The organism is Micromonospora sp. WMMD1120 (assembly GCF_029626235.1).
Lineage (GTDB): Bacteria > Actinomycetota > Actinomycetes > Mycobacteriales > Micromonosporaceae > Micromonospora.
On sequence record NZ_JARUBO010000005.1, the window covers coordinates 6,278,648 to 6,300,196 of the forward strand.

Sequence of the window (21,549 nt, forward strand, 5' to 3'; positions counted from 1 at the left end):
GCATGGTCACCCCGGCAGCGTGGTCAGGCCGGCGCGGGGGGCGTTGATGAGGACCGCGAGGTTGCCCGGCGGGTGCGCGTTGTCGCGCATCAGCTGGTGCGCCCGCCCGAGATCGTCCATCGTGCCCGTCCAGGCCAGGCAGGGGTCGACGCGTCCGGCGTCCACCAGCGCGGTGATCGCCCGGCACTCGGCGACGTTGGCGAAGTGCGAGCCCTGCAGCCGCTTCTGCCGCATCCAGAGGAAACGCAGGTCGACGTCGGCGTGGTAGCCGCTGGTGCCACCGCAGATGACCACCATGCCGGCGGTGTCGCAGAGGTACATGGACGTCGGGATGGTGTCCTGGCCCGGGTGCTCCAGCACGATGCGGGGCGCGCGCCGCTCGCCGAGGATCTCCCAGAACCGCTGCCCGAAGGCCCGCACCTGCTTGAGCCACACCTCGACGGCGGGTTGGTCGCCGAGGTCCGGCAGCCGGCCCCAGTGGTCGAACTCCCGCCGGTCGATGACCCCGGCCGCGCCCAGGCGGAGGCAGTGCTCGCGGCGCTCGTCACCGGAGACCACGGCGACCGGCACGCCCCCGTGCGCGCGGACGATCTGGATCGCCATGGACCCGAGCCCGCCGGCGCCACCCCAGATGAGCACCGGGTCGCCCGGGCGGACCACGTGCGGCGGCCAGCCGCAGAGCTGCCGGTAGGCGGTCGCCCCGGTCAGCAGGTACGCCGCCGCCTCCTCCCAGGTCAGCCGCGCCGGCTTGGGATGACACTGGTACTCGTCGACGACTGTGAACTGCGCGAACGCGCCGTAGTTCGCCTCGTACCCCCAGACCCGCTGGGTGGACGAGGTCATCGGGTCCGCGCCGGCCCGGATGTCCGGCGCCGACTCGTCCCACTGGCAGCCGGAGAGGACGACGTGGTCACCGGGCTTCACCTGGCGGGCGCCCTCGCCCACCGCCCACACCACGCCCGCTCCCTCGGAACCGCCGATGTGGAACCCGGTGTCGTCGTGCCGGCGGCGCGCGGCGATCACGTCGAGCGGCTTGCCCAGCGCCGCCCAGACGTTGTTGTAGTTGACCCCCGCGGCCATCATCATGACCAGCACCTGACCCGGCCCCAGCGGCGGGACGTCCACCACCTCGGTGCGGAAGGCGTCGACCGGTGGGCCGTAGCGTTCCGGCCTGATGACGGAGGCGTACATCCGCGCGGGCACGTCGCCCAGCGGCGGGATGTCCCCGATCTCGTAGCAGCTGGTGGTCATGGTGCTCCTCCCCGTTCGATGAGCCAGTCGTGCACTGTCCGTGCCGTCTCGACGGCGTGCGTCTCGAGCATCGTGAAGTGGTCGCCGGCGACCGTGAGCGTGGTCAGCGCGGACGGCCAGTCGGCCTGCCAGGCGCCCTCGGCGGTACGACCGGGCATCGGCTCGGCGGCCCGCACCAGCAGGGTCGGGGCCTTGATCGACGTCGGTGTCCAGTCGAACCGCAGGTAGCGCGCCATCGCGGTGAGCCACGCGTCGCCCCCGGAGTCCTCGCCGTCGCCGGTCATCCGGGCCTGCCGTTCGAGCAGGCCGCGCAGCACCTGCGGGATCAGCTCCCCGATCAGCTCGGTGTCGTCCGGTCGGTAGGTGTCCAGCAGGACCAGCGCGGCGCAGCGCTCGCCGCGCCGCTCCAGCTCGGCCGCCACCGCGTGCGCCACCAGGCCGCCGGACGAGTAGCCGGCGAGCGCGACGGGCTGCGCCGCCGCCTGCCGCAGGACGGCGTCGGCGTGCGCCCGCACCACCGCCTCGTACGTGGCGGGCAGCGGCTCACCGTCACGGAAGCCGCTGTGCGGCAGGACCGTCACGGCGCGCACCCCGCGCAACCCGGCGGCGAAGCGGGCGTACTGGTGCGGTCCGGAGCGGCCGACGATGGGCGGCAGGCAGACCAACGCGGGGCCGTCGCCGTCGGCCAGACGCACCGGACCGGGCCCGTCCACCAGGTCGGTCGGGTCCGTGAACGCCGGCCGGAAGTCCGCGAGCGTCCGCAACGAGGCCACGAACTCCGGTGTCCGACCGGTCTCGACGGCCGACCGGAGCAGCGCCGGCAGGCCGGTGCCCGCGCGTCGGTCACCGTCCGGTGCGGTCGGCGCGCCGTCCGGGAGCAGCAGTCGGGCGAGCAGGACGTCGGCGAGAGCGCCGGGGGTGGGGTGGTCGAAGACGAGGGCCGGCGGCAGTCGCAACCCGGTCGCCGCGGCGAGCCGGTTGCGCAGCTCCACAGCGGTCAGCGAGTCGAACCCGAGTTCCAGGAAGGCGGCCGTGGCGCCGACCGCCTCCGGGTCTCCGTGCCCCAGCGCCGTGGCGGCCTGCGCGCGTACCAACGAGAGCACGGCGGCGGCCCGCTCGGACGGCGGCAGCCCGGCCAGCCGGCGGCGCAGGGCGGTCCCGCCGTCGGCGGCGACCGCGCCGGGCTGGCTCACCCGGCGGCGGGTGGCGGCGCCGGTGACGCCGGTCAGCAGCGGCGGCAGGGCCGGCCCCTGCGCCCGCAGCGCGGCCCTGTCGAAACGGATCGGCAGCAGCACCGGCGCGTCCCGGGTCAGCGCCGCGTCGAGCAGCGCGAGCCCCTGCTCGGCGTCGAGGGGCAGGATTCCACCCCGGGCCATCCGGTGCCGGTCGGCGTCGCTCAGGTCGGCCATGCCGCTGTCCGCCGCCCACAGACCCCAGGCGAGCGACGTGGCGCTGAGGCCCTGGGCGCGTCGGTGCCCGGCGAGCGCGTCGAGGAACGTGTTGGCGGCGGCGTAGTTCGCCTGCCCCGGCCCGCCGAGCACCCCGGAGGCCGCCGAGAAGAGCACGAACGCCCGCAGCCCCGAGGTCAGGTGGTGCAGGTTCAGCGCCCCGTCGACCTTGGGCTGGAGCACCCTGTCGACCTGGTCGGTGGTGAGCGCGTCGGCCAGGCCGTCGGCCAGCACGCCGGCGACGTGGAACACGGCGTCCACCGGGTGCTCGGCGAGCACCGCGGCCAGCGCGGCGCGGTCGGCCACGTCGCAGGCGCGCATCGTCACGTCGACGCCGAGCGCGGTCAGCTCGGCCACCAGGTCGTCCGCCTGGCCGCGACGGCTGAGCAGCAGCAGGCGGCGCACGCCGTGCGCGGTGACGAGGTGGCGCGCCACCAGCCGGCCGAGCGCGCCGGTGGCGCCGGTGACCAGGACTGTGGCGTCCCCGTCCAGCACCGGCACGGTCAGCACGACCTTGCCGACGTGCCGGGCCTGGCTGAGGTGGCGCAGCGCGGCCGGCGCGCGTCGGACGTTCCACGCGGTCACCGGCAGCGGCCGCAGCGCACCGCTGGCGAACAGGTCGAGCAGCGTGCGCAGCATCGACCCGAGCCGGTCCGGGCCGGCCTCGTTGAGGTCGAACGCCCGGTAGCGCACGCCCTGCGGCATCGTCGCGGGATCACGCAGGTCGGTCTTGCCCATCTCCAGGAACCGTCCGCCGCGCGGCAGCAACCGCACCGACGCGTCGACGAAGTCGCCGGCGAGGGCGTTGAGCACGACGTCGACGCCCCGCCCGTCGGTCACCTGCCGGAACGACTCGGCGAAGTCCAGCGTGCGCGAGTCGCCGATCCGCTCGTCCGGCAGCCCGGCCGCGCGCAACACCGGCCACTTCGCCGCGCTGGCCGTGGCGTAGACCTCGGCCCCGAGATGCGTGGCGATCTGCACGGCGGCCATCCCCACCCCGCCCGTTGCCGCGTGGATCAGCACCGCCTCGCCGGCCCGCAGCCCACCCAACTCGACCAGGCCCCGGTAGGCGGTGAGGAACGCGACCGGCACGGTGGCCGCCTCGGCGAAGGACCACCCGGGCGGCATCGGGGCCACCACCCGGTGATCGGTGACGGCCACCGGCCCGAACGCGCCACAGGCGGCGAAGAGCCCCAGCACCCGGTCGCCGGGGGCCAGGCCCGTCACGTCCGGCCCCACCTCCAGCACCACGCCGGCACCCTCCCCGCCGAGCAGGGACTGCTCCGGATACATGCCGAGGGTGATCAGCACGTCGCGGAAGTTGACACCGGCGGCGTGCACGGCGACGCGTACCTGCCCCTCGGCGAGCGGCGCGACGGCCTCGGGAGCGGGCGCGAGCACCAGATCCTCCACGCCGGTGCCATCGTTCCCGGCCACGTCGAGCCGCCACGCGTCGGTTCCCGGTGGGGGCGCGAGGGCGCCCCCCGCGTCGTCCGGGACCACCCGCGGGACGTACCCGACCCCGCCGCGCAGCGCCACCTGCGGTTCGCCCGCCGCGAGCGCGGCGACCACGGCGCCGGGGAGCGCGGCCCAGGAGTCGTCGTCGATGTCGAGCACCGTGAGACGTCCCGGGTTCTCGGTCTGCGCGGAGCGCAGCAGACCCCACACCGGCGCGTGGACGAGGTCGGTGGCGGCCCGGTCCCGGACCGACACCGCGCCGCGGGTGACCACCACCAGGCGCGCGTCGGGGGCGGCCGTGGCCAGCCAGGTCCGCACGATGCCGAGAACCCGGTGTACGGCGGCGTGCACGGCCGCCGCGTCGAGAACGTCGGACCCGGGGTTACCGACGGCGGCGAGCGTGACGGCGGGCCGCGGATCGGCGGCGGCGGGCCGTGCATCCGCGGCGGCCACCAGGCGGACACCGGCGGTGAACAGGGCGGCGGCGAGGCCGAGGTCGTCGTCCAGCACCGCCCACGGCCGGTCCGGACCCGTCGGGGCGGTCGGCAACGCGACCCAGTCGAGCCGGTGCAGGAGGTCCCGCCGGGCCGGTCCGGTGGCGGCCGGCAGCCCGGCCGAGATCGTCCGGGTGGTCAGCGCCTCGACCGAGGCGACCGGACGGCCGCTCTCGTCCGCCACCTGCACGGCGAGCTGGTCGACGGCGGTCGGGACCAGTCGGACCCGGAGCGCGGCAGCGCCCACCGCGTACAGGTGAACGCCGGTCCAGGCGAACGGGAGCCGGGGCGCCGCGGTGTCCTCGGCCACCGCGACCACGGCGTGCAGGGCGGCGTCGAGCAGCGCCGGGTGCAGCCCGTACCGGGCGGCGTCGGTGTGCAGCGGACCCGGGAGCCGGACCTCGGCGAAGATCTCACCGGCGCGACGCCAGACCGCCCGCAGACCGCGGAACGCCGGCCCGTACCCGTGACCGGTGCCGGCCAGCCTGTCGTAGAGGCCGTCGACGGGCACCGGCTCGGCGTCCGGCGGCGGCCAGGCGGACAGGTCGAAGGTGGGCACGGGTGCGCCGGAGCGGAGCATCCCGGTGGCGTGCGCGGTCCAGTCCTCGTCGCCGTCGGTCGGCCGGGAGTGCACGGAGACCGGACGGCCACCGGACGGGTCGGCGGACCCGACGACGACCTGCACCTGGACGGCGCCACGGCCCGGCGTCAACGGTGTCTGGAGCACGAGTTCGTCGACCCGGTCGACGCCGGCCTCCTCGGCGGCGCGCAGTGCCAGTTCGAGCAGCGCCGTGCCGGGGACGAGCACCGTGCCGTCGATCGCGTGGTCGGCGAGCCACGGCACGTCGCGTACCCCGAGCCGACCGGTCAGCAGCAGGTCGTCACCGGCGGCGGCGGCGACCACCGCGCCCAGCAGCGGATGGTCGGCGGCGGTCAGCCCCGCCGCGCCCACGTCGGTGGCGCGCGCCGGCCCGGCCGCCAGCCAGTACCGCTGGCCCTGGAACGGGTACGTGGGCAGCTCGGCCCGGCGCGCCCCGGTGCCGGCGAAGACCCGTTCCCAGTCGACGTCGACCCCGTGCGCGTACGCCGCACCGAGCGACGTCAGGTACCGCCGCGCGCCGCCCTCGTCGCGGCGCAGCGTCCCGAGCACACCGGCCTGGTGGCCGACCGCCGCGGCGACCGCGTGCAGACCGAGCGTCAGCACGGGGTGCGGGCTCATCTCGATGAAGACGGTGTGCCCCGCCGCCATCAGCGCGCGGGCGGCGGGTTCGAAGCGGACCGTCTGGCGTACGTTGCGCCACCAGTAGCCCGGGTCGAGGCAGGTGGTGTCGAGGCGTTCGCCGGTCACCGTGGAGTAGAAGTCCACGTCGCTGGAGGTCGGCACGATCCCCTCGAACGCGGCCGCGAACGTCGGCCGCAGCGGGTCCAGGTGCGCGCTGTGACCGGCGGCGGTCGCCTCCACCCGGCGGGTCCGTACGCCCTCACCCGCCAGCCGCTCCAGCAGGTCGTCGACGGCGTCGACGTCGCCGGAGACCACCACCGACTCGGGGCCGTTGACGGCGGCGACGGTGACCCGTCCGCCCCACTCGGGCAGCCGCGCCGACAGCTCATCGTGCGACATCAGCACCGAACCCATCGCCCCGGTGCCGGCCAGCGTGACCAGCGCGGCGCTGCGCAGGGCCACCATCCGGGCGGCCTCGGTCAGCCCGATCGCCCCCGCCACGCAGGCGGCGGCCAGCTCTCCCTGACTGTGCCCCAGCACCGCCGCGGGCCGTACGCCGTGACTGCGCCACACCTCGGCGAGGGACACCATCACGGCGAACAGCACCGGCTGGATGACATCGGTCCGGGTCAGCGACGGGGCGTCCGGCTCGCCGCGCAGGACGGCGACCAGGGACCAGTCCACGTACGGGGCCAGCGCGGCGGCGCACTCACGCATCCGCGCCGCGAACACCGGCTCGGTGTCCAGCAGCTCCACGGCCATGCCGGGCCACTGTCCGCCCTGTCCGGGGAAGACGAACACCGGCCGGTCGGCGTTGGGCAGCGCGGTCCCCCGCGTCAGCCCGGACGGGGTCTCCCCCCGGGCCAGCGCGCGCAGGGCGGCCGGCACCTCGTCCGGGTCGGAGCTGACGAGCACGGCCCGGTGCGGCAGGTGGGCGCGGGTGGTCGCCAGCGAGTACGCCAGGTCCACGCCGGCCCGCCCGCTCGTCGGCAGGTACCCGCCGACCCGCTCCGCCCAGGCGTCCAGCGCCTCCGGGGTACGCGCGGAGAGCACCCAGGGCAGCGGCCGGTCGACGTCGGTCGACGTCGGCGGCGCGACGTCGGGCTCCGCGACGCTCTCCAGGATGGCGTGCGCGTTGGTGCCGCTGGCCCCGAACGACGAGATCGCGACCCGGCGGGCGCGGCCGGTGTCCGGCCACGGCACCGTCTCGGTGAGCAGCCGCACCGTGCCGGACGACCAGTCGACGTGCCCGGTGGGCTCGTCCACGTGCAGCGTGGGCGGCAGGACGCCGTGCCGCATCGCCTCGACCATCTTGAGCAGCCCGGCCATCCCGGAGGCCGCCTGGGTGTGCCCGATGTTGGACTTCACCGAGCCCAGCCAGAGGGGCCGGTCGGCGGGCCGGTCCTGCCCGTAGGTGGCCAGCAGCGCCTGCGCCTCGATCGGGTCACCGAGTCGGGTGCCGGTGCCGTGCGCCTCGACCGCGTCCACGTCGACGGGGGTCAGCCCGGCGTTCGCCAGCGCCTGCCGGATCACCCGCTGCTGGGCGGGGCCGCTGGGCGCGGTCAGACCGTTGCTCGCGCCGTCGGAGTTGACTGCCGAGCCGCGCAACCGGGCCAGGACCGGGTGACCGTGCCGCCGGGCCGTGGAGAGCCGCTCCAGCAGCACCAGGCCGGCGCCCTCGGACCAGCCGGTGCCGTCGGCCGCGGCGGCGAACGGTTTGCACCGCCCGTCCGGCGCGAGCCCGCGCTGGCGGCTGAACTCGATGAACGGCAGCGGCGTCGGCATCACCATCACCCCGCCCACCAGTGCGGTATCGCACTCGCCGTCGCGCAGCGACCGGGCGGCGAGGTGCAGCGCGACCAGCGACGACGAGCAGGCGGTGTCGATGGTGAGCGCCGGCCCGACCAGCCCGTAGGTGTAGGCGAGCCGCCCGGAGATGATGCTCGTGGCGTTGCCGGTGAGCAGGTACCCGCCGACGCCGTCGGGCACCTCGGTCAGGTCGGCCCCGTAGCCCTGCCCGGCCGCGCCCACGAAGACACCGACCCGACTGCCGCGCACTGTCGTCGGGTCGATCCCGGCCCGCTCGAAGACCTCCCACGACGTCTCCAGCAGCAACCGCTGCTGCGGGTCCATGGCCAGCGCCTCGCGCGGGTTGACGCCGAACAGCGCCGCGTCGAAGCGGTCGACGTCGGCGAGGAAACCACCCTGGTTCGCGTACGTGGTGCCGCCGTGGTCGGGGTCCGGGTGGTAGATCCCGTCGAGGTCCCAACCGCGATCGGTCGGGAAGGGGCCGATCGCGTCGATCCCGGCGGCGACCAGTCGCCACAGGTCGTCGGCGGAGCGGACGCCGCCGGGGAACCGGCAGCCGCTCGCCACGATGACCAGCGGATCGTCGTCGCCGGTGGACACGGTGGGCGTCGGGTCCGACCGTTCGCCTCCCTCGCCCAGCTCCGCGCCCAGGTGGCGGGCGAGAGCCGCGGCGGTCGGGTGGTCGAAGACGACGGTGCTCGGCAGCGTCAACCCGGTGGCCGTGGCCAGGGCGTCGCGCAGCTCCACGGCGGTCAGCGACTCCAGACCCAGCTCCCGCAGCGGCCGGTCGGCGACGACGTCAGCCGCGGACGGCAGGTCCAGCACCACAGCGACCTGCTCGCGCACGAGGTCGAGCAGCGGTCGGGCCCGGGGCGCGGCGGGCGGCGCGGGCGCGGACGCGGGTGGCGCGGCCGACACCAGGTCCTGGATCAGCGGGCGCGGCCGGGCGAGGGTGTACGAGGCGGCGAAGCGGTCCCAGTCCACGTCGGCGACGACGCGGGTGGCCGCGCCGGACTCGACGGACCGGCGCATCGCCTCCAGCGCCACCGTGGGCGCCATCGGGCCCAGGCCGGCGCGGCGCAGCAGCGGCTCGGCGCCCTCCGCCATGCCGCCGCCCGCCCACGGTCCCCACGCGATCGATGTCGCCGGTAGGCCCCGGGCGCGACGGCGTTCGGCGAGGGCGTCGAGGTGGGCGTTGGCGGCGGCGTACCCGGCCTGACCGGCGCTGCCCCAGGTGCCGGCGACCGACGAGAAGAGCACGAACGCGTCCAGCGCGACGCCGTCGAGCAGCTCGTCGAGCAGGTCCGCGCCGTCCACCTTGGCGCCCCGGGCGTCCGCCAGGACGTCGAGACCCGGATCGGCGAGCGGCATCGGACGACTGGTGCCGGCGGTGTGCACGACGGCGGTCGGCGGGTGGTCGCGGAGCAGCCCGGCCAGGAACTCCCGGTCGGTGACGTCGCCGGAGAGGATGGTCACGGCGGCCCCCTGCGCGACGAGATCGTCGCGCAGGGCGCCGGCCCCGGGCGCCTCGGCGCCCGAGCGGCTGGTCAGTACCAGGTGGGTGGCCCCGTTGGCGGCGAGCCAGCGGGCGGCACGCGCACCGAGCGCACCGGTGCCGCCGGTGACCCACACGGTGCCCCGGGGCGTCCAGGGCCGGGACGCGGGCGCGTCGGTGATCCGGCTCAGGCGGCGCACGAACACACCGTCGGGCCGGAGCGCGTACTGGTCCTCGTGGCCGGGGGCGGCCAGGATCGCCGGCAGTCGGTGCCAGGTGTCGCCGGACACGTCGACGAGACCGCCCCACCGGTCCGGGTGTTCCAGACCGATCACCCGGCCCAGCCCCCAGAGCTGCGCCTGGAGCGGGTCCGGTGGCGGATCGCCCGGCGCGACGGTCACCGCGTTTGTCGTCACCACCCACAGTGGCGCGTCGAGGTCGCTGGCCAGGGCGGCGGTGCCGGCCGCGTCCAGCAGGGAGAGCACCGCCTGCGGGCGGTCGCCGGGGCACACACCCCGACCGACGGTACGGACCTCCGCGCCGGCGGCGGTCAACGCCGCCACCACAGGTTCGGCGGCCTGCTCGGTGGGCGCGGCGACGAGCCAGATGCCGTCCAGCGACGCGGGTTCGGGTGCGGGCAGGGAGCGCCAGGTGACCCGGTAGTGCCAGCCGTCATCCGGCACCGGGGCGACCGGTTTCGGCGTGAGCCAGTGCCGCTGGCGCTGGAACGCGTACGTCGGCAGCGGCACCGGGTGACCGCCGGCCAGCACGGACGGCCAGTCCACGGGTACCCCGGCGAGGTGGACGCGGGCGAGCGCGGACAGCGCCTCGTCGGCCTCGTCCCGGTCGCGCCGCGACGACGGTACGAACAGCCCGTCGCGCCCCTGGGCGGACAGCACCCCGTCCGGGCCGACCTCCACGAAGACGCCGACACCGCGACCCGCGAGCAGGTCCAGACCCGCGCCGAACCGGACCGTCGACCGGACGTGCCGCACCCAGTAGTCGGCGCTGAACTCGCGGATCGGCTCACCGGTCACGTTGGAGATCACCGCGAGGGTCGGGCGTTCGTACCGGATGCCGGCGGCCACCTCGCCGAACTCGTCGAGCATCGGCTCCATCTGGGCGGAGTGGAACGCGTGCGAGACGTTCAGCCGCCGCACCCGGCGGCCACGGGCCCGCCACCGCGCCGCGACGTCCTCGATGAGCGACACCGGCCCGGAGATCACTACCGATCGCGGGCCGTTCACCGCCGCGACGGGCAGGCCGGCCACCTCCTCCTCGGTCGCCTCCACGGCGAGCATCGCGCCGCCGGCGGGCAGGGCCTCCATCAGCCGGCCGCGCGCGGACACCAGGCGGCAGGCGTCGGGCAGCGACATCACGCCGGCGACGTGCGCGGCGGCCAGCTCGCCGATCGAGTGGCCCAGCAGGTACTCCGGTCGCACCCCCCAGGACGCCCACAGCCGGCACATGGCGACCTCGAACGCGAAGAGCGCCTTCTGCGCGGCGGACGTGCGGGCCAGCGCCGCCTCGTCGGCGGTACGGACCTCCGCGCCGTCCAGCAGCGCCAGCGCCTCCTCCCACACCCGCGCGAAGACCGGGAAGGCGGCCGCCAACCCGCCACCCATGCCGGCGCGCTGACCGCCCTGACCGGTGAACAGGAACGCGGTCCGGTGCCGGCCGGCGACGCCACGCAGCACGCCGTGCGACGGTCGGTCCTCGGCCAGCGCGGCGAGTCGCTCGCGCAGTTCGGCGCGCCCCCGGCCGAGCACGGCGGCGCGCTGCGGCAGGGCGGCCCGTCCCACGGCGAGGGTGTACGCCACGTCGAGCGGGGACAGCTCCGGTCGGGCGTCCACCCGCTCCAGCAGTCGGGCCGCCTGCGCGCGCAGCGCCGGCTCGGTGTGCCCGGAGAGCAGCCACGGCAGGACCGGGCCGGCCGGCGGGGCCTCGGGCGGCTCCTCCGCCGGGGGCTCCTCGACGACGACGTGGGCGTTGGTGCCGCTCACCCCGAACGAGGACACGCCCGCCCGCCGGGGACGCCCGGACGCCGGCCACGGGTGCGCCTCGGTGAGCAGCCGGACCGCGCCGGCCGCCCAGTCCACGTGCGGGGTCGGCTGCGCGGCGTGCAGCGTACGCGGCAGCAGGCCGTGCCGCAGGGCGAGGACCATCTTGATCACCCCGCCGATGCCGGCGGCGGCCTGGGTGTGGCCGATGTTCGACTTCAGCGAGCCGAGCCACAGCGGACGGTCGCGGTCCGCGCCGAACACACCGATCAACGCGTCCGCCTCGATGGGGTCACCGAGGGCGGTGCCGGTGCCGTGCGCCTCGACCGCGTCCACGTCCTGCGGCGTGAGCCCGGCGGTGGCCAGCGCGTCCCGGATCACCCGCTGCTGCGCCAGGCCGTTCGGCGCGGTCAGGCCGTTGCTGGCCCCGTCGGAGTTGACGGCGCTGCCGCGCAGCAGGGCCAGCACGGGGTGACCGAGGCGGCGGGCCTCGGAGAGCCGTTCCAGCAGGACGAGCCCCACACCCTCGCCCCAGGAGGTGCCGTCGGCGGCGGCGGCGAACGCCTTGCACCGCCCGTCCGCCGCCAGGCCGCCCTGCCGGCTGAACTCGGTGAACGCCGTCGGGGTGGCCATCACCGTGGCGCCGCCGGCCAACGCCAGGTGGCACTCCCCCTGCCGCAGCGCCTGCGCGGCCAGGTGCAGCGCGACGAGCGACGCCGAGCAGGCCGTGTCCACGGTGACGGCGGGACCCTCGAACCCGAAGGTGTACGACAGCCGTCCGGACACGATGCTCGCCGCGTTGCCGGTGATCAGGTAGCCCTCGGCGCCGGCGTCGGCCTGTGCCAGCGCGCCGTAGTCCTGGCCGTTCGTCCCCACGAACACCCCGGTACGGCTGCCCCGCAGTCCGGTCGGGTCGACACCGGCGTTCTCCAACGTCTCCCAGGCCACCTCGAGCAGCAGTCGCTGCTGCGGGTCCATCGACCGGGCCTCGCGGGGGCTGATGCCGAAGAAGCCGGGGTCGAAGCCACCGGCGTCGGCGAGGAATCCGCCCTCGGTGTGCCCGACGGCCGGAACCGCCCAGCCCCGGTCGGCCGGGACCGGCCCGATGGCGTCCGCGCCCTCGGCCAGCAGCTCCCAGAACTCGTCCGGGCCCGTGACGCCGCCCGGGAAACGGCAGCCGAGCGCCACTATCGCGATCGGCTCGGTCGCCGTCTCGGTGAGCCGCTGGTTGGTCTCCTTGAGGCGCTTGTTGTCCCGCAGCGCGGCGCGTAGCGCCTGCACCAGTTCGGTGGTGTCGCTCACCGGTCCCCGCCTTCCAGTGCCAGGCGGACCAGTGCCGCGGCGGACATGCTGTCGAACTCGTCGGCGGCCCCGGCGGTCCCCGCGTCGTCGGTGGACTCCGCTTCGGCCGGTGCGAGCAGCCCGTGCAGATGCTCGGCGAGTGCCGCCGGTGTCGGATGGTCGTAGAGGACGGTCGCGGGTAGCCGTACTCCGGTGACGGCGGCGAGTCGGTTGCGCAACTCCATGAGGGTGAGGGAGTCGAAACCCAGTTCCCGGAAGACGACGTCCGGACCGACGGTCTGCGTCGGGTCGTGCCGCAACACCGTCGCGGTGTGCGTCCGCACGACGTCGAGGAGCAGGTCGGCCCGTTCGGCCGGGGTGCGCGCCGCGAGCTGGTCCGCGAGTGCCGGACCGGTCGGCACGTCCGCGTCGGGCGGCACGAGATCGCGGAGCAGCGGGCTGGGGCGCGCCTCGGTGAAGGCCGCGCCGAACCGGGTCCAGTCGATGTCGGCCACCGCGACGCAGGTCTCGTCGGCGTCGAGGACGCCCCGCAGCGCGGACAGCGCCCGCTCCGGCGCCATCGGCACGATCCCGCGCTGGCGCAACCGCTCGCCGACCTCGCCGTCGGCCAGCCCGCCGTCGGCCCAGGCGCCCCAGGCCACCGACGTCGCGGTGCGACCCTCCGTGCGCCGGTGCCGGGCCAGGGCGTCCAGGTAGGCGTTGGCCGCCGCGTAGTTCGCCTGACCGGCGTTGCCGACCAGGCCGGCGAAGGAGGAGAACAGCACGAACGCGTCCAGGTCGTACCCGGCGGTCAGCTCGTGCAGGTGGCGGGCGGCAGCGGCCTTCGGCGCGTCCACGGCGGCGAACCGCTGCGGGGTCAGGTCCGCGACGACCCCGTCGTCGAGGATGCCGGCGGTGTGGAAGACGGCGGTCAGCGGCACCTCCTGCGGCACGCCGTCGAGCACCCGGGCCAGCGCCGACCGGTCGCCCGCGTCGGCGGCGCACACGGTGACGCGACTACCGAGCGCTGTCAACTCCTCGGTCAGCGCCGCCGCGCCGGGCGCGTCCGGGCCGCGTCGGCTGAGCAGGATCAGGTGGGGCGCGCCGGCCCGGGCCAGCCAGCGGGCCACGTGGGCGCCGAGCGCGCCGGTGCCGCCGGTGACGAGCACGGTGCCGCGCGGGGTCCAGTGGCGTCGGGCGGCCTGGGGTCCGGCGACGCCGAGGCGGCGGGCGTACGCGCCGGTGCGGCGCACCGCGACCTGGTCCTCCGCACCGCCGAGGACGGCGACCAGAGCCGACGGGTCGACGTCGTCGGTGATGTCGACGAGGCCGCCCCACTGTCCTTCGAGGGCCGCCGCGCGACCGAATCCCCACAGTCGTGCCCGGTCCGGGTCGGTGAGCGGGTCGTCCGGCGCGATCGACACGGCGCCCCTGGTGACGCACCAGAGCGGCGCCTCGCCGAGCAGGGCGACGGTCTCCGGGATCTCCGCGTGCAGGGAGAGAATCCCGTCGAGGCGGGCACCGGCCGGGGCGTCGCGGACGGCGTCGGCGCCGGCTGCCCGGATCGCCGCGACGCAGGCGTCGGCGAGACCGTCGCCGGAGTCCCCGGCCACCAGCCAGGTGCCGGTCAGCGCCGCCGGCGCTCCGGTCAGCGGTTCCCATCGTTCCTGGTAGCGCCACCCGGTGACGGCGGAGCGCTCGCGCCAGGTGGCGAGCGCGGGCAGCACCCGCTGCCAGGCGTCCCGGTCGGCTCCGGTGGCCAGCGTGGCGAGGTCGCCGGCCTCGACGGCGGCCCAGAAGGCGGTGTCGGACGCGGCGCGGGGCGGTACGTCCAGCCAGTAGCGGCGGCGTTGGAACTGGTACGTCGGCAGCACCACCCGGCGGGCGTCGCGACCGGCGAACACCGCCTCCCAGTCCACGGACGCGCCGCGCGCCCAGACCCGGGCCACCGAGTCGAGGAACCGACCCAACCCACCGTCATCACGACGCACCGACCCCAACTCACGGGCCAGGATCGGATGCGGACTGACCTCGACCAGCGTCTCCAACCCGGCGGTCGCGTCGGCGTAACGGACCGTCTCGCGCAGGTTCCGAAACCAGTACTCGGCGTCCAGCCCGGCCGTGTCCAACAGCCCGCCCGTCACCGTGGAGTAGAACGGCACCTCCGCCGAGCGCGGCGCGATGTCCTTCAACGCGGTCAGGATCTCCTCGCGCACCGCGTCCACGTGCGGCGAGTGCGACGCGTAATCCACAGCGACCCGCCTCGCGCGCGGCTCGGCCGCCAGGAACCGCTGCACCGCCTCGGCGTCACCGGACAGGACCGTGGAATCCGGGCCGTTGATGGCCGCGACGGACAGCTCACCCGGATCGACGTCGGCGAACGGCACCGACACCATGCCGCCCCGACCCGCGATGGCCCGCAACGCCCGACTCCGCAACGCCACCACCCGCGCCGCGTCCTCCAACGACAACGCCCCCGCCACATACGCGGCCGCGATCTCCCCCTGCGAATGACCCACCACCGCCGACGGCTGCACACCGTGCGAGCGCCACAACGCGGCCAGCGACACCATCACGGCGAACAACGCGGGCTGCACCACGTCCACCCGGTCCAGCGGCCCCGCCAGCACGTCGCGCAACGACCACCCGGTATGCGGACGCAACGCCTCCGCACACGCCTCCATCGAGGCCGCGAACACCGGCGCGGTATCCCACAACTCCAGACCCATTCCGGTCCACTGCGAACCCTGACCCGGGAACACGAAGGCGATCCGACCGTCACCGGCCCGAACCGGCAGGTCCTCCCCCACCACCCACCGCCACGGCAACCCCGCCCGACCCACCGCCAGGGTGAACGCCACATCCACCGACCGCAAACCCGCCGACGACCGCAGCTTCGCGACCGCCCGCGCCTGCGCGTCCAGGGCCTCCCGGGACGCCGCCGACACCACCCACGGCACCTCCGGTCCGGCCGCCTCTGACGGCGACGGGGCCGGCGGTGGCGCCTCCACGATCACGTGCGCGTTCGTCCCGCTCATCCCGAACGCCGACACACCCGCCCGTCGCCTCTCCCCCGACCACGGCACCTCGTCGGTCGCCAACCGCACCGCACCCGCCGACCAGTCCACCGCCGACGACGGCGCATCCACGTGCACCGACCGCGGCAGAACACCATGACCCATGGCGAGGACCATCTTCATCAGCCCGGCAACCCCGGCCGCCGCCTGCGTATGACCCAGATTCGACTTCACCGACCCCAACCACAACGGCCGAACCCGACCCCGCCCATACGCGGCGATCACCGCCTGCGCCTCGATCGGATCACCCAACCGCGTCCCCGTACCGTGCGCCTCCACCACATCCACATCCGCCGGAGACAAACCCGCATCCGCCAACGCCGCCGCGATCACCCGCTCCTGCGCCGGACCACTCGGCGCCGTCAACCCGTTCGACGCACCGTCCTGATTCACCGCCGAACCCCGCACCACAGCGAGGACCGGGTGGCCGTGGCGGCGAGCGTCGGACAACCGCTCCAGCAGCAGCATGCCGGCCCCCTCGGACCAGCCGGTGCCGTCCGCCGCCTCCGCGAACGCCTTGCACCGGCCGTCGGCGGCCAGACCACCCTGACGGCTGAACTCCACGAACAGGCTGGGCATGGACATCACCGTCACGCCGCCGGCCAGCGCCAGGTCGCACTCGCCCTGCCGCAACGCCCGGCTCGCCAGGTGCAGCGCGACCAGCGACGAGGAGCACGCCGTGTCGACGGTGATCGCCGGTCCTTCCAGGCCCAACACGTACGCCACCCGCCCGGTCGCCACACTCCCGGCGCTGCCACTGCTCAGATAGCCCTCGAACTCCTCGGGGATCTCGTGCAGGCGGGCCGCGTAGTCGTGGTGCATGATCCCGGCGAACACCCCGGTACGGCTGCCGCGCAGCGACCTCGGATCGATCCCGGCCCGCTCGAACGCCTCCCACGACGTCTCCAACAGCAACCGCTGCTGCGGATCCATCGCCACCGCCTCGCGCGGACTGATCCCGAAGAACCCCGCGTCGAAATCGGCCGCCCCGTCCAGGAACCCGCCGTGACGGACCCGGCTGCGGCCGACGGCGTCGGGGTCCCAGCCCCGGTCGGTGGGGAACGGGCCAAGCACCTCCCCACCCTCGGCCACCAGCCGCCACAGATCCTCCGGTGCGGCGATCCCGCCGGGGTACCGGCAGGACATGGCGACGATCGCGATCGGCTCGGCGATCGGCGGCAGCGTCGGCGCGGCGTGGGTGGGTTCCGGCGCGCCGGTCAGACGGGACCGCAGGTGTACGGCGAGCGCGGCCGGGCTCGGATGGTCGAAGACGGCGGTGACCGGCAGGCGTACCCCGGTGGCGGCGGCGAGCCGGTTGCGCAGCTCCACGGCGGTCAGCGAGTCGAAGCCCAGCTCCTTGAACGCCCGGTCGGCGTCGACGGGGGTGTCCCGCCGCAGGACCGCGCCGACGTGCCGGCGGATCAGGTCCAGCAGGAGACGATCGGCGTCCTGCGCGGGCATCCGACCGAGCCGGTCGGCGAGGCCGGAATCGGTGGCGGGCGCGGCCGCTGGTCGCCGGGGGCGGGCGGGCACGAGGGCGCGGAGCACTGCGGGCGGGTCGTCGCGGAGGACGGACGGCGTCAGGCGTACGGGCACCAGCGCCGGGTCCTCGATGCCGATCGCCGCGTCGAACAGCGCCAACGCCTCGCTGGTGCTCAGCGGTTCCAGGCCGGATCGGCGCATCCGGGCCAGGTCGGTGTCGGTGAGGTGGCCGGTGAGCCCGCTCGGCTCCGCCCAGAGCCCCCAGGCCAGCGAGCTGGCCGGTAGGCCGGCGGCACGACGGTGGTGGGCCAGGGCGTCGAGGAACGCGTTCGCCCCGGCGTAGTTCGCCTGCCCGGGACTGCCCAGGACACCGGCGGTGGAGGAGAACAGCACGAACGCGGCGAGGTCGAGGTCGTGGGTCAGCTCGTGCAGGTGCCAGGCCGCGTCGATCTTCGGCCGGGCGACCCGGTTCAGGCGGTCCGGGTCCAGCGTCTCGATCAGCCCGTCGTCGACGGTTCCGGCGGCGTGCACGACGGCGCTGAGCGCACGGTCGGCCGGGATGGTGGCGAGCAGCGCCTGAAGGGCCGTACGGTCGGCCACGTCGCAGGCCGCGACGGTGACCTCGGCGTCGAGCGCGGCCAGGTCGTCGGGGACCGCGCCCCCGCGACGCGAGACCAGCAACAGGTGGCGGACGCCGTGCGCGGTCACCAGGTGCCGGGCCAGCCGGCGGCCCAGGGTGCCGGTGCCACCGGTGACCAGCACCGTGCCCGCCGCGATCGGGGGCGTCGTACCCCTGTCCCGCTGCCGGACGAGGCGCGGCGCGTGCCAGGTGTCGCCGCGCAGCGCCAGCTCGGACTCGTCCGGCGGGACCGCCGTCGGCAGCGGCGCGTCGGTCGGGAGGTCGAGCAGCAGGAACCGGTCGGGATGCTCCCGTTGCGCCGACCGGACCAGCCCCCACACCGGCGCGGCGGCCAGGTCGGTGAGCGGGCCCGGGCCGGCGGCGCCACGCGTGACGACGGCCAGGCGACTGTCGTCGTCGTGGTCGTCGGCGAGCCAACGCTGGATGCCGTCGAGGACCACCCGGGTGGCGGTGGCGGCCCGCTCGGGCAGCGGGGTGTCCGGATCGGCGGTGGCGACGGACAGGAACTCGATCCGGGGGTCGGTGACCACCGGGGCGGTGAGTTCCGGCCAGGCGACCCGGAACAGGTGGTCACTGCCGGGTACCTGCCGGAACTCCCGGGTGATCAGGGCGTCGACCGAGACGACTGGCGTGCCGCTCGGGTCGGTGCCGTGCAGGGCCACCGAACCGTCGGCGCGCACGCTCGCCCGTACCCGCAGGGCGCTCGCGCCGGTGGCGTGCAGTCGTACGCCGCTCCAGCTGAACGGCAGCCGCCCGGGACCGGCGGCGTCACCGGCGGGGACCAGCGCCACGGCGTGCAGGGCGGCGTCCAGCAGCGCCGGGTGCACGCCGAAGAGGTGGGCGTCGAGGCCGTCCGGGAGGATCACCTCGGCGAGGACGTCGTCACCGTGCCGCCACACCGCGCGCAGACCCCGGAACGCCGGCCCGTAGTCAAAGCCGGCGGCCGCCGCGCGCTCGTAGACGCCGTCGAGCGGCACCGGCTCGGCGTCGGCGGGTGGCCAGGGCGCGTCGTCGTTCGGCGGCGCGGGGGCGTCGTCGGGCAGCAGGGTGCCGGAGGCGTGCAGTGTCCAGTCCTGGCCGGTGCGGGAGTGCACCGACGCGGCGCGTCGGCCGGTGTCGTCGGGCCGCCCGACGACCATCTGCACCGTCGCCGGTGGGTGCAGCGGGGCGTGCAGTGTCAGCTCCTCGACCCGACCGCCCGCGCGCAGCACCAACTCCACCAGCCCGGTGCCGGGCACCAGCGCGGTCCCGTCGACAGCGTGGTGGGCCAGCCAGTCCCCGTCCACCCGACCGTCGAAGACGGTGCCCTGCGCCCCCTCGACGGGCTCGTCGAGCCAGCCGCCGCCGGTCAGCCAGTACCGGCGGCGCTGGAACGGGTACGTCGGCAGCACCACCCGCCGGGCGTCCCGACCGGCGAACACCGCAGGCCAGTCGACCGACGCCCCCCGCGCCCAGGCGCGGGCGACCGAGTCGAGGAACCGGCCCGACCCGCCGTCGTCGCGGCGCAACGACCCCAGCTCGCGGGCCAGGATCGGGTGCGGGCTCACCTCGATCAGGGTGTCCATCCCGGCGGTCGCGTCGGCGTAGCGGACCGTCTCGCGCAGGTTCCGGAACCAGTAGTCGGCATCCAACCCGGCCGTGTCCAACAGCCCTCCGGTCACCGTCGAGGAGAACGGCACCGCCGACGTCCGGGGTTCGATGTCCTTCAGCGCGGTGAGGATGTCGTCGCGGACGCCGTCGACGTGCGGCGAGTGCGAGGCGTAGTCCACGGCGATCCGCCTCGCGCGCGGTTCGGACGCCAGGAACCGCTCCACCGCGTCGGTGTCACCGGACAGGATCGTCGAGTCCGGGCCGTTGATGGCCGCGACCGACAACTCCCCCGGCTCCACGTCGGCGAACGGCACCGACACCATGCCACCCCGCCCGGCGATGGCCCGCAACGCCCGACTGCGCAGCGCGACGACCCGCGCCGCGTCGTCCAACGACAGCGCCCCGGCGACGTAGGCCGCCGCGATCTCACCCTGCGAGTGCCCCACCACCGCCGACGGTTCGACACCGTAGGACCGCCACAGCGCGGCGAGGGACACCATCACCGCGAACAACGCCGGCTGCACCACGTCCACCCGGTCCAACGGGCCCGCCAGCGCCTCGCGCAACGACCAACCGGTGTACGGGCGCAACGCCTCCTCGCACGCCCGCATCTCGGCGGCGAACACCGGCGAGGTGTCCCACAGCTCCAGACCCATCCCGGTCCACTGCGAACCCTGACCCGGGAACACGAACAGCACCCGGCCGTCACCGGCACGAACCGGCAGGTCCTCCCCCACCACCCACCGCCACGGCAACCCCGCCCGACCCACCGCCAACGTGAAACCCACATCCACCGGCCGCAAACCCGATCCGGAACGCAGCGCGGACAGCGCCCGCACCTGCGCGTCCAACGCCTCCGGCGTCGCCGCCGAGGCCACCCACGGCACCTCGGGACCGGCGTCGCCGCCCGGCGGAGCGTCGAGCGGGGCCGCCTCCACGATCACGTGCGCGTTCGTCCCACTCATCCCGAACGCCGACACACCCGCCCGCCGCACGTCACCCGACCACGGCACCTCATCGGTCAACAACCGCACCGCACCCGCCGACCAGTCCACCGCCGACGACGGCGAATCCACATGCAACGACCGCGGCAACACACCATGCCGCATCGCCAGGACCGTCTTGATCACCCCGGCTACACCCGCCGCCGCCTGCGTGTGACCCAGGTTCGACTTCACCGACCCCAACCACAACGGCCGATCCCGACCCCGCCCATACACGGCGATCACCGCCTGCGCCTCGATCGGATCACCCAACCGCGTCCCCGTACCGTGCGCCTCCACCACATCCACATCCGCCGGAGAGAGGCGCGCGTCGGCCAGCGCCCGTTCGATGACCCGCTGCTGAGCCGGCCCGTTCGGCGCGGTCAGGCCACTGCTGGCACCGTCGGAGTTCACCGCCGAACCCCGGACCACGGCGAGGACGGGGTGGCCGTGGCGGCGGGCGTCGGACAACCGCTCCAGCAGCAGCATGCCGGCGCCCTCGGACCAGCCGGTGCCGTCCGCCGCCTCCGCGAACGGCTTGCACCGCCCGTCGGCGGCCAACCCCCGCTGCCGGCTGAACTCCACGAACATCCCGGGGGTCGCCATCACCGTGACGCCGCCGGCCAACGCCAGGTCGCACTCGCCCTGCCGCAACGCCCGGCTCGCCAGGTGGATCGCCACCAGCGACGAGGAGCATGCCGTGTCCACGGTGACCGCCGGACCCTCCAGGCCCAACACGTACGCCACCCGCCCGGTCGCCACACTCCCGGCGCTGCCACTGCCCAGGTAGCCCTCCAACTGGGGGTCCGCTCGGCCGGCCGAGGTGTAGTCGCTGTAGGCGACGCCCGCGTACACGCCGACGGGACGACCGCGCAACGAGCCCGGGTCGATGCCGGCGCGCTCGATCGCCTCCCAGGACGTCTCCAGCAGCAGCCGTTGCTGCGGGTCCATTGCCTGGGCCTCGCGGGGACTGATCCCGAAGAAGTCGGCGTCGAAGAGGTCGACGCCGTCGAGGAAACCGCCGTGCCGGGCGTACGACGTGCCGGCACGTTCCGGGTCCGGGTCGTACACCGCGTCCAGGTCCCAACCCCTGTCGGTCGGGAACCCGGTGACGGCGTCGCGCCCCTCGGCGAGCAGACGCCACAGGTCCTCCGGGGAGCGGACACCGCCGGGCAGCCGGCAGCTCATCGCCACGATGGCGACGGGCTCCGGCTCCTCCAGCTCCCGAACGCGTTGCCGGGTCCGGCGCAGGTCGTCGGTGACCAGCCGCAGGTACTCGCGGAGCTTGTTCTCGTTCGACATCCCTGTGGCTCCCCGGT

The 21,549-nt window shown here is 75.3% G+C and carries 3 protein-coding genes; all 3 read right to left on the reverse strand.

Going from position 1 to position 21,549, the window contains the following annotated elements; translation table 11 throughout:
• Nucleotides 1-6 precede the first annotated feature (6 nt).
• From ccrA to O7634_RS28900, 3 genes are read right to left on the reverse strand one after another with little or no spacing between them, the layout of a single operon-like run.
• A complete protein-coding gene (gene ccrA / locus O7634_RS28890; RefSeq protein ID WP_278153290.1) occupies nt 7-1,251 on the reverse strand; it encodes a crotonyl-CoA carboxylase/reductase in 1,245 nt (414 codons plus the stop codon).
• The gene (locus O7634_RS28895) at nt 1,248-12,479 is read right to left on the reverse strand and encodes a type I polyketide synthase (protein WP_278153291.1); all 11,232 of its coding nucleotides are present in this window, start codon (nt 12,477-12,479) and stop codon (nt 1,248-1,250) included. Before O7634_RS28895 ends, ccrA begins: the two co-directional genes overlap by 4 nt.
• Nucleotides 12,476-21,532, reverse strand: a complete 9,057-nt coding sequence (locus O7634_RS28900; RefSeq protein ID WP_278153292.1) for a type I polyketide synthase — start codon at nt 21,530-21,532, stop codon at nt 12,476-12,478. Before O7634_RS28900 ends, O7634_RS28895 begins: the two co-directional genes overlap by 4 nt.
• Between the last annotated feature and the right edge of the window lie 17 nt (nt 21,533-21,549).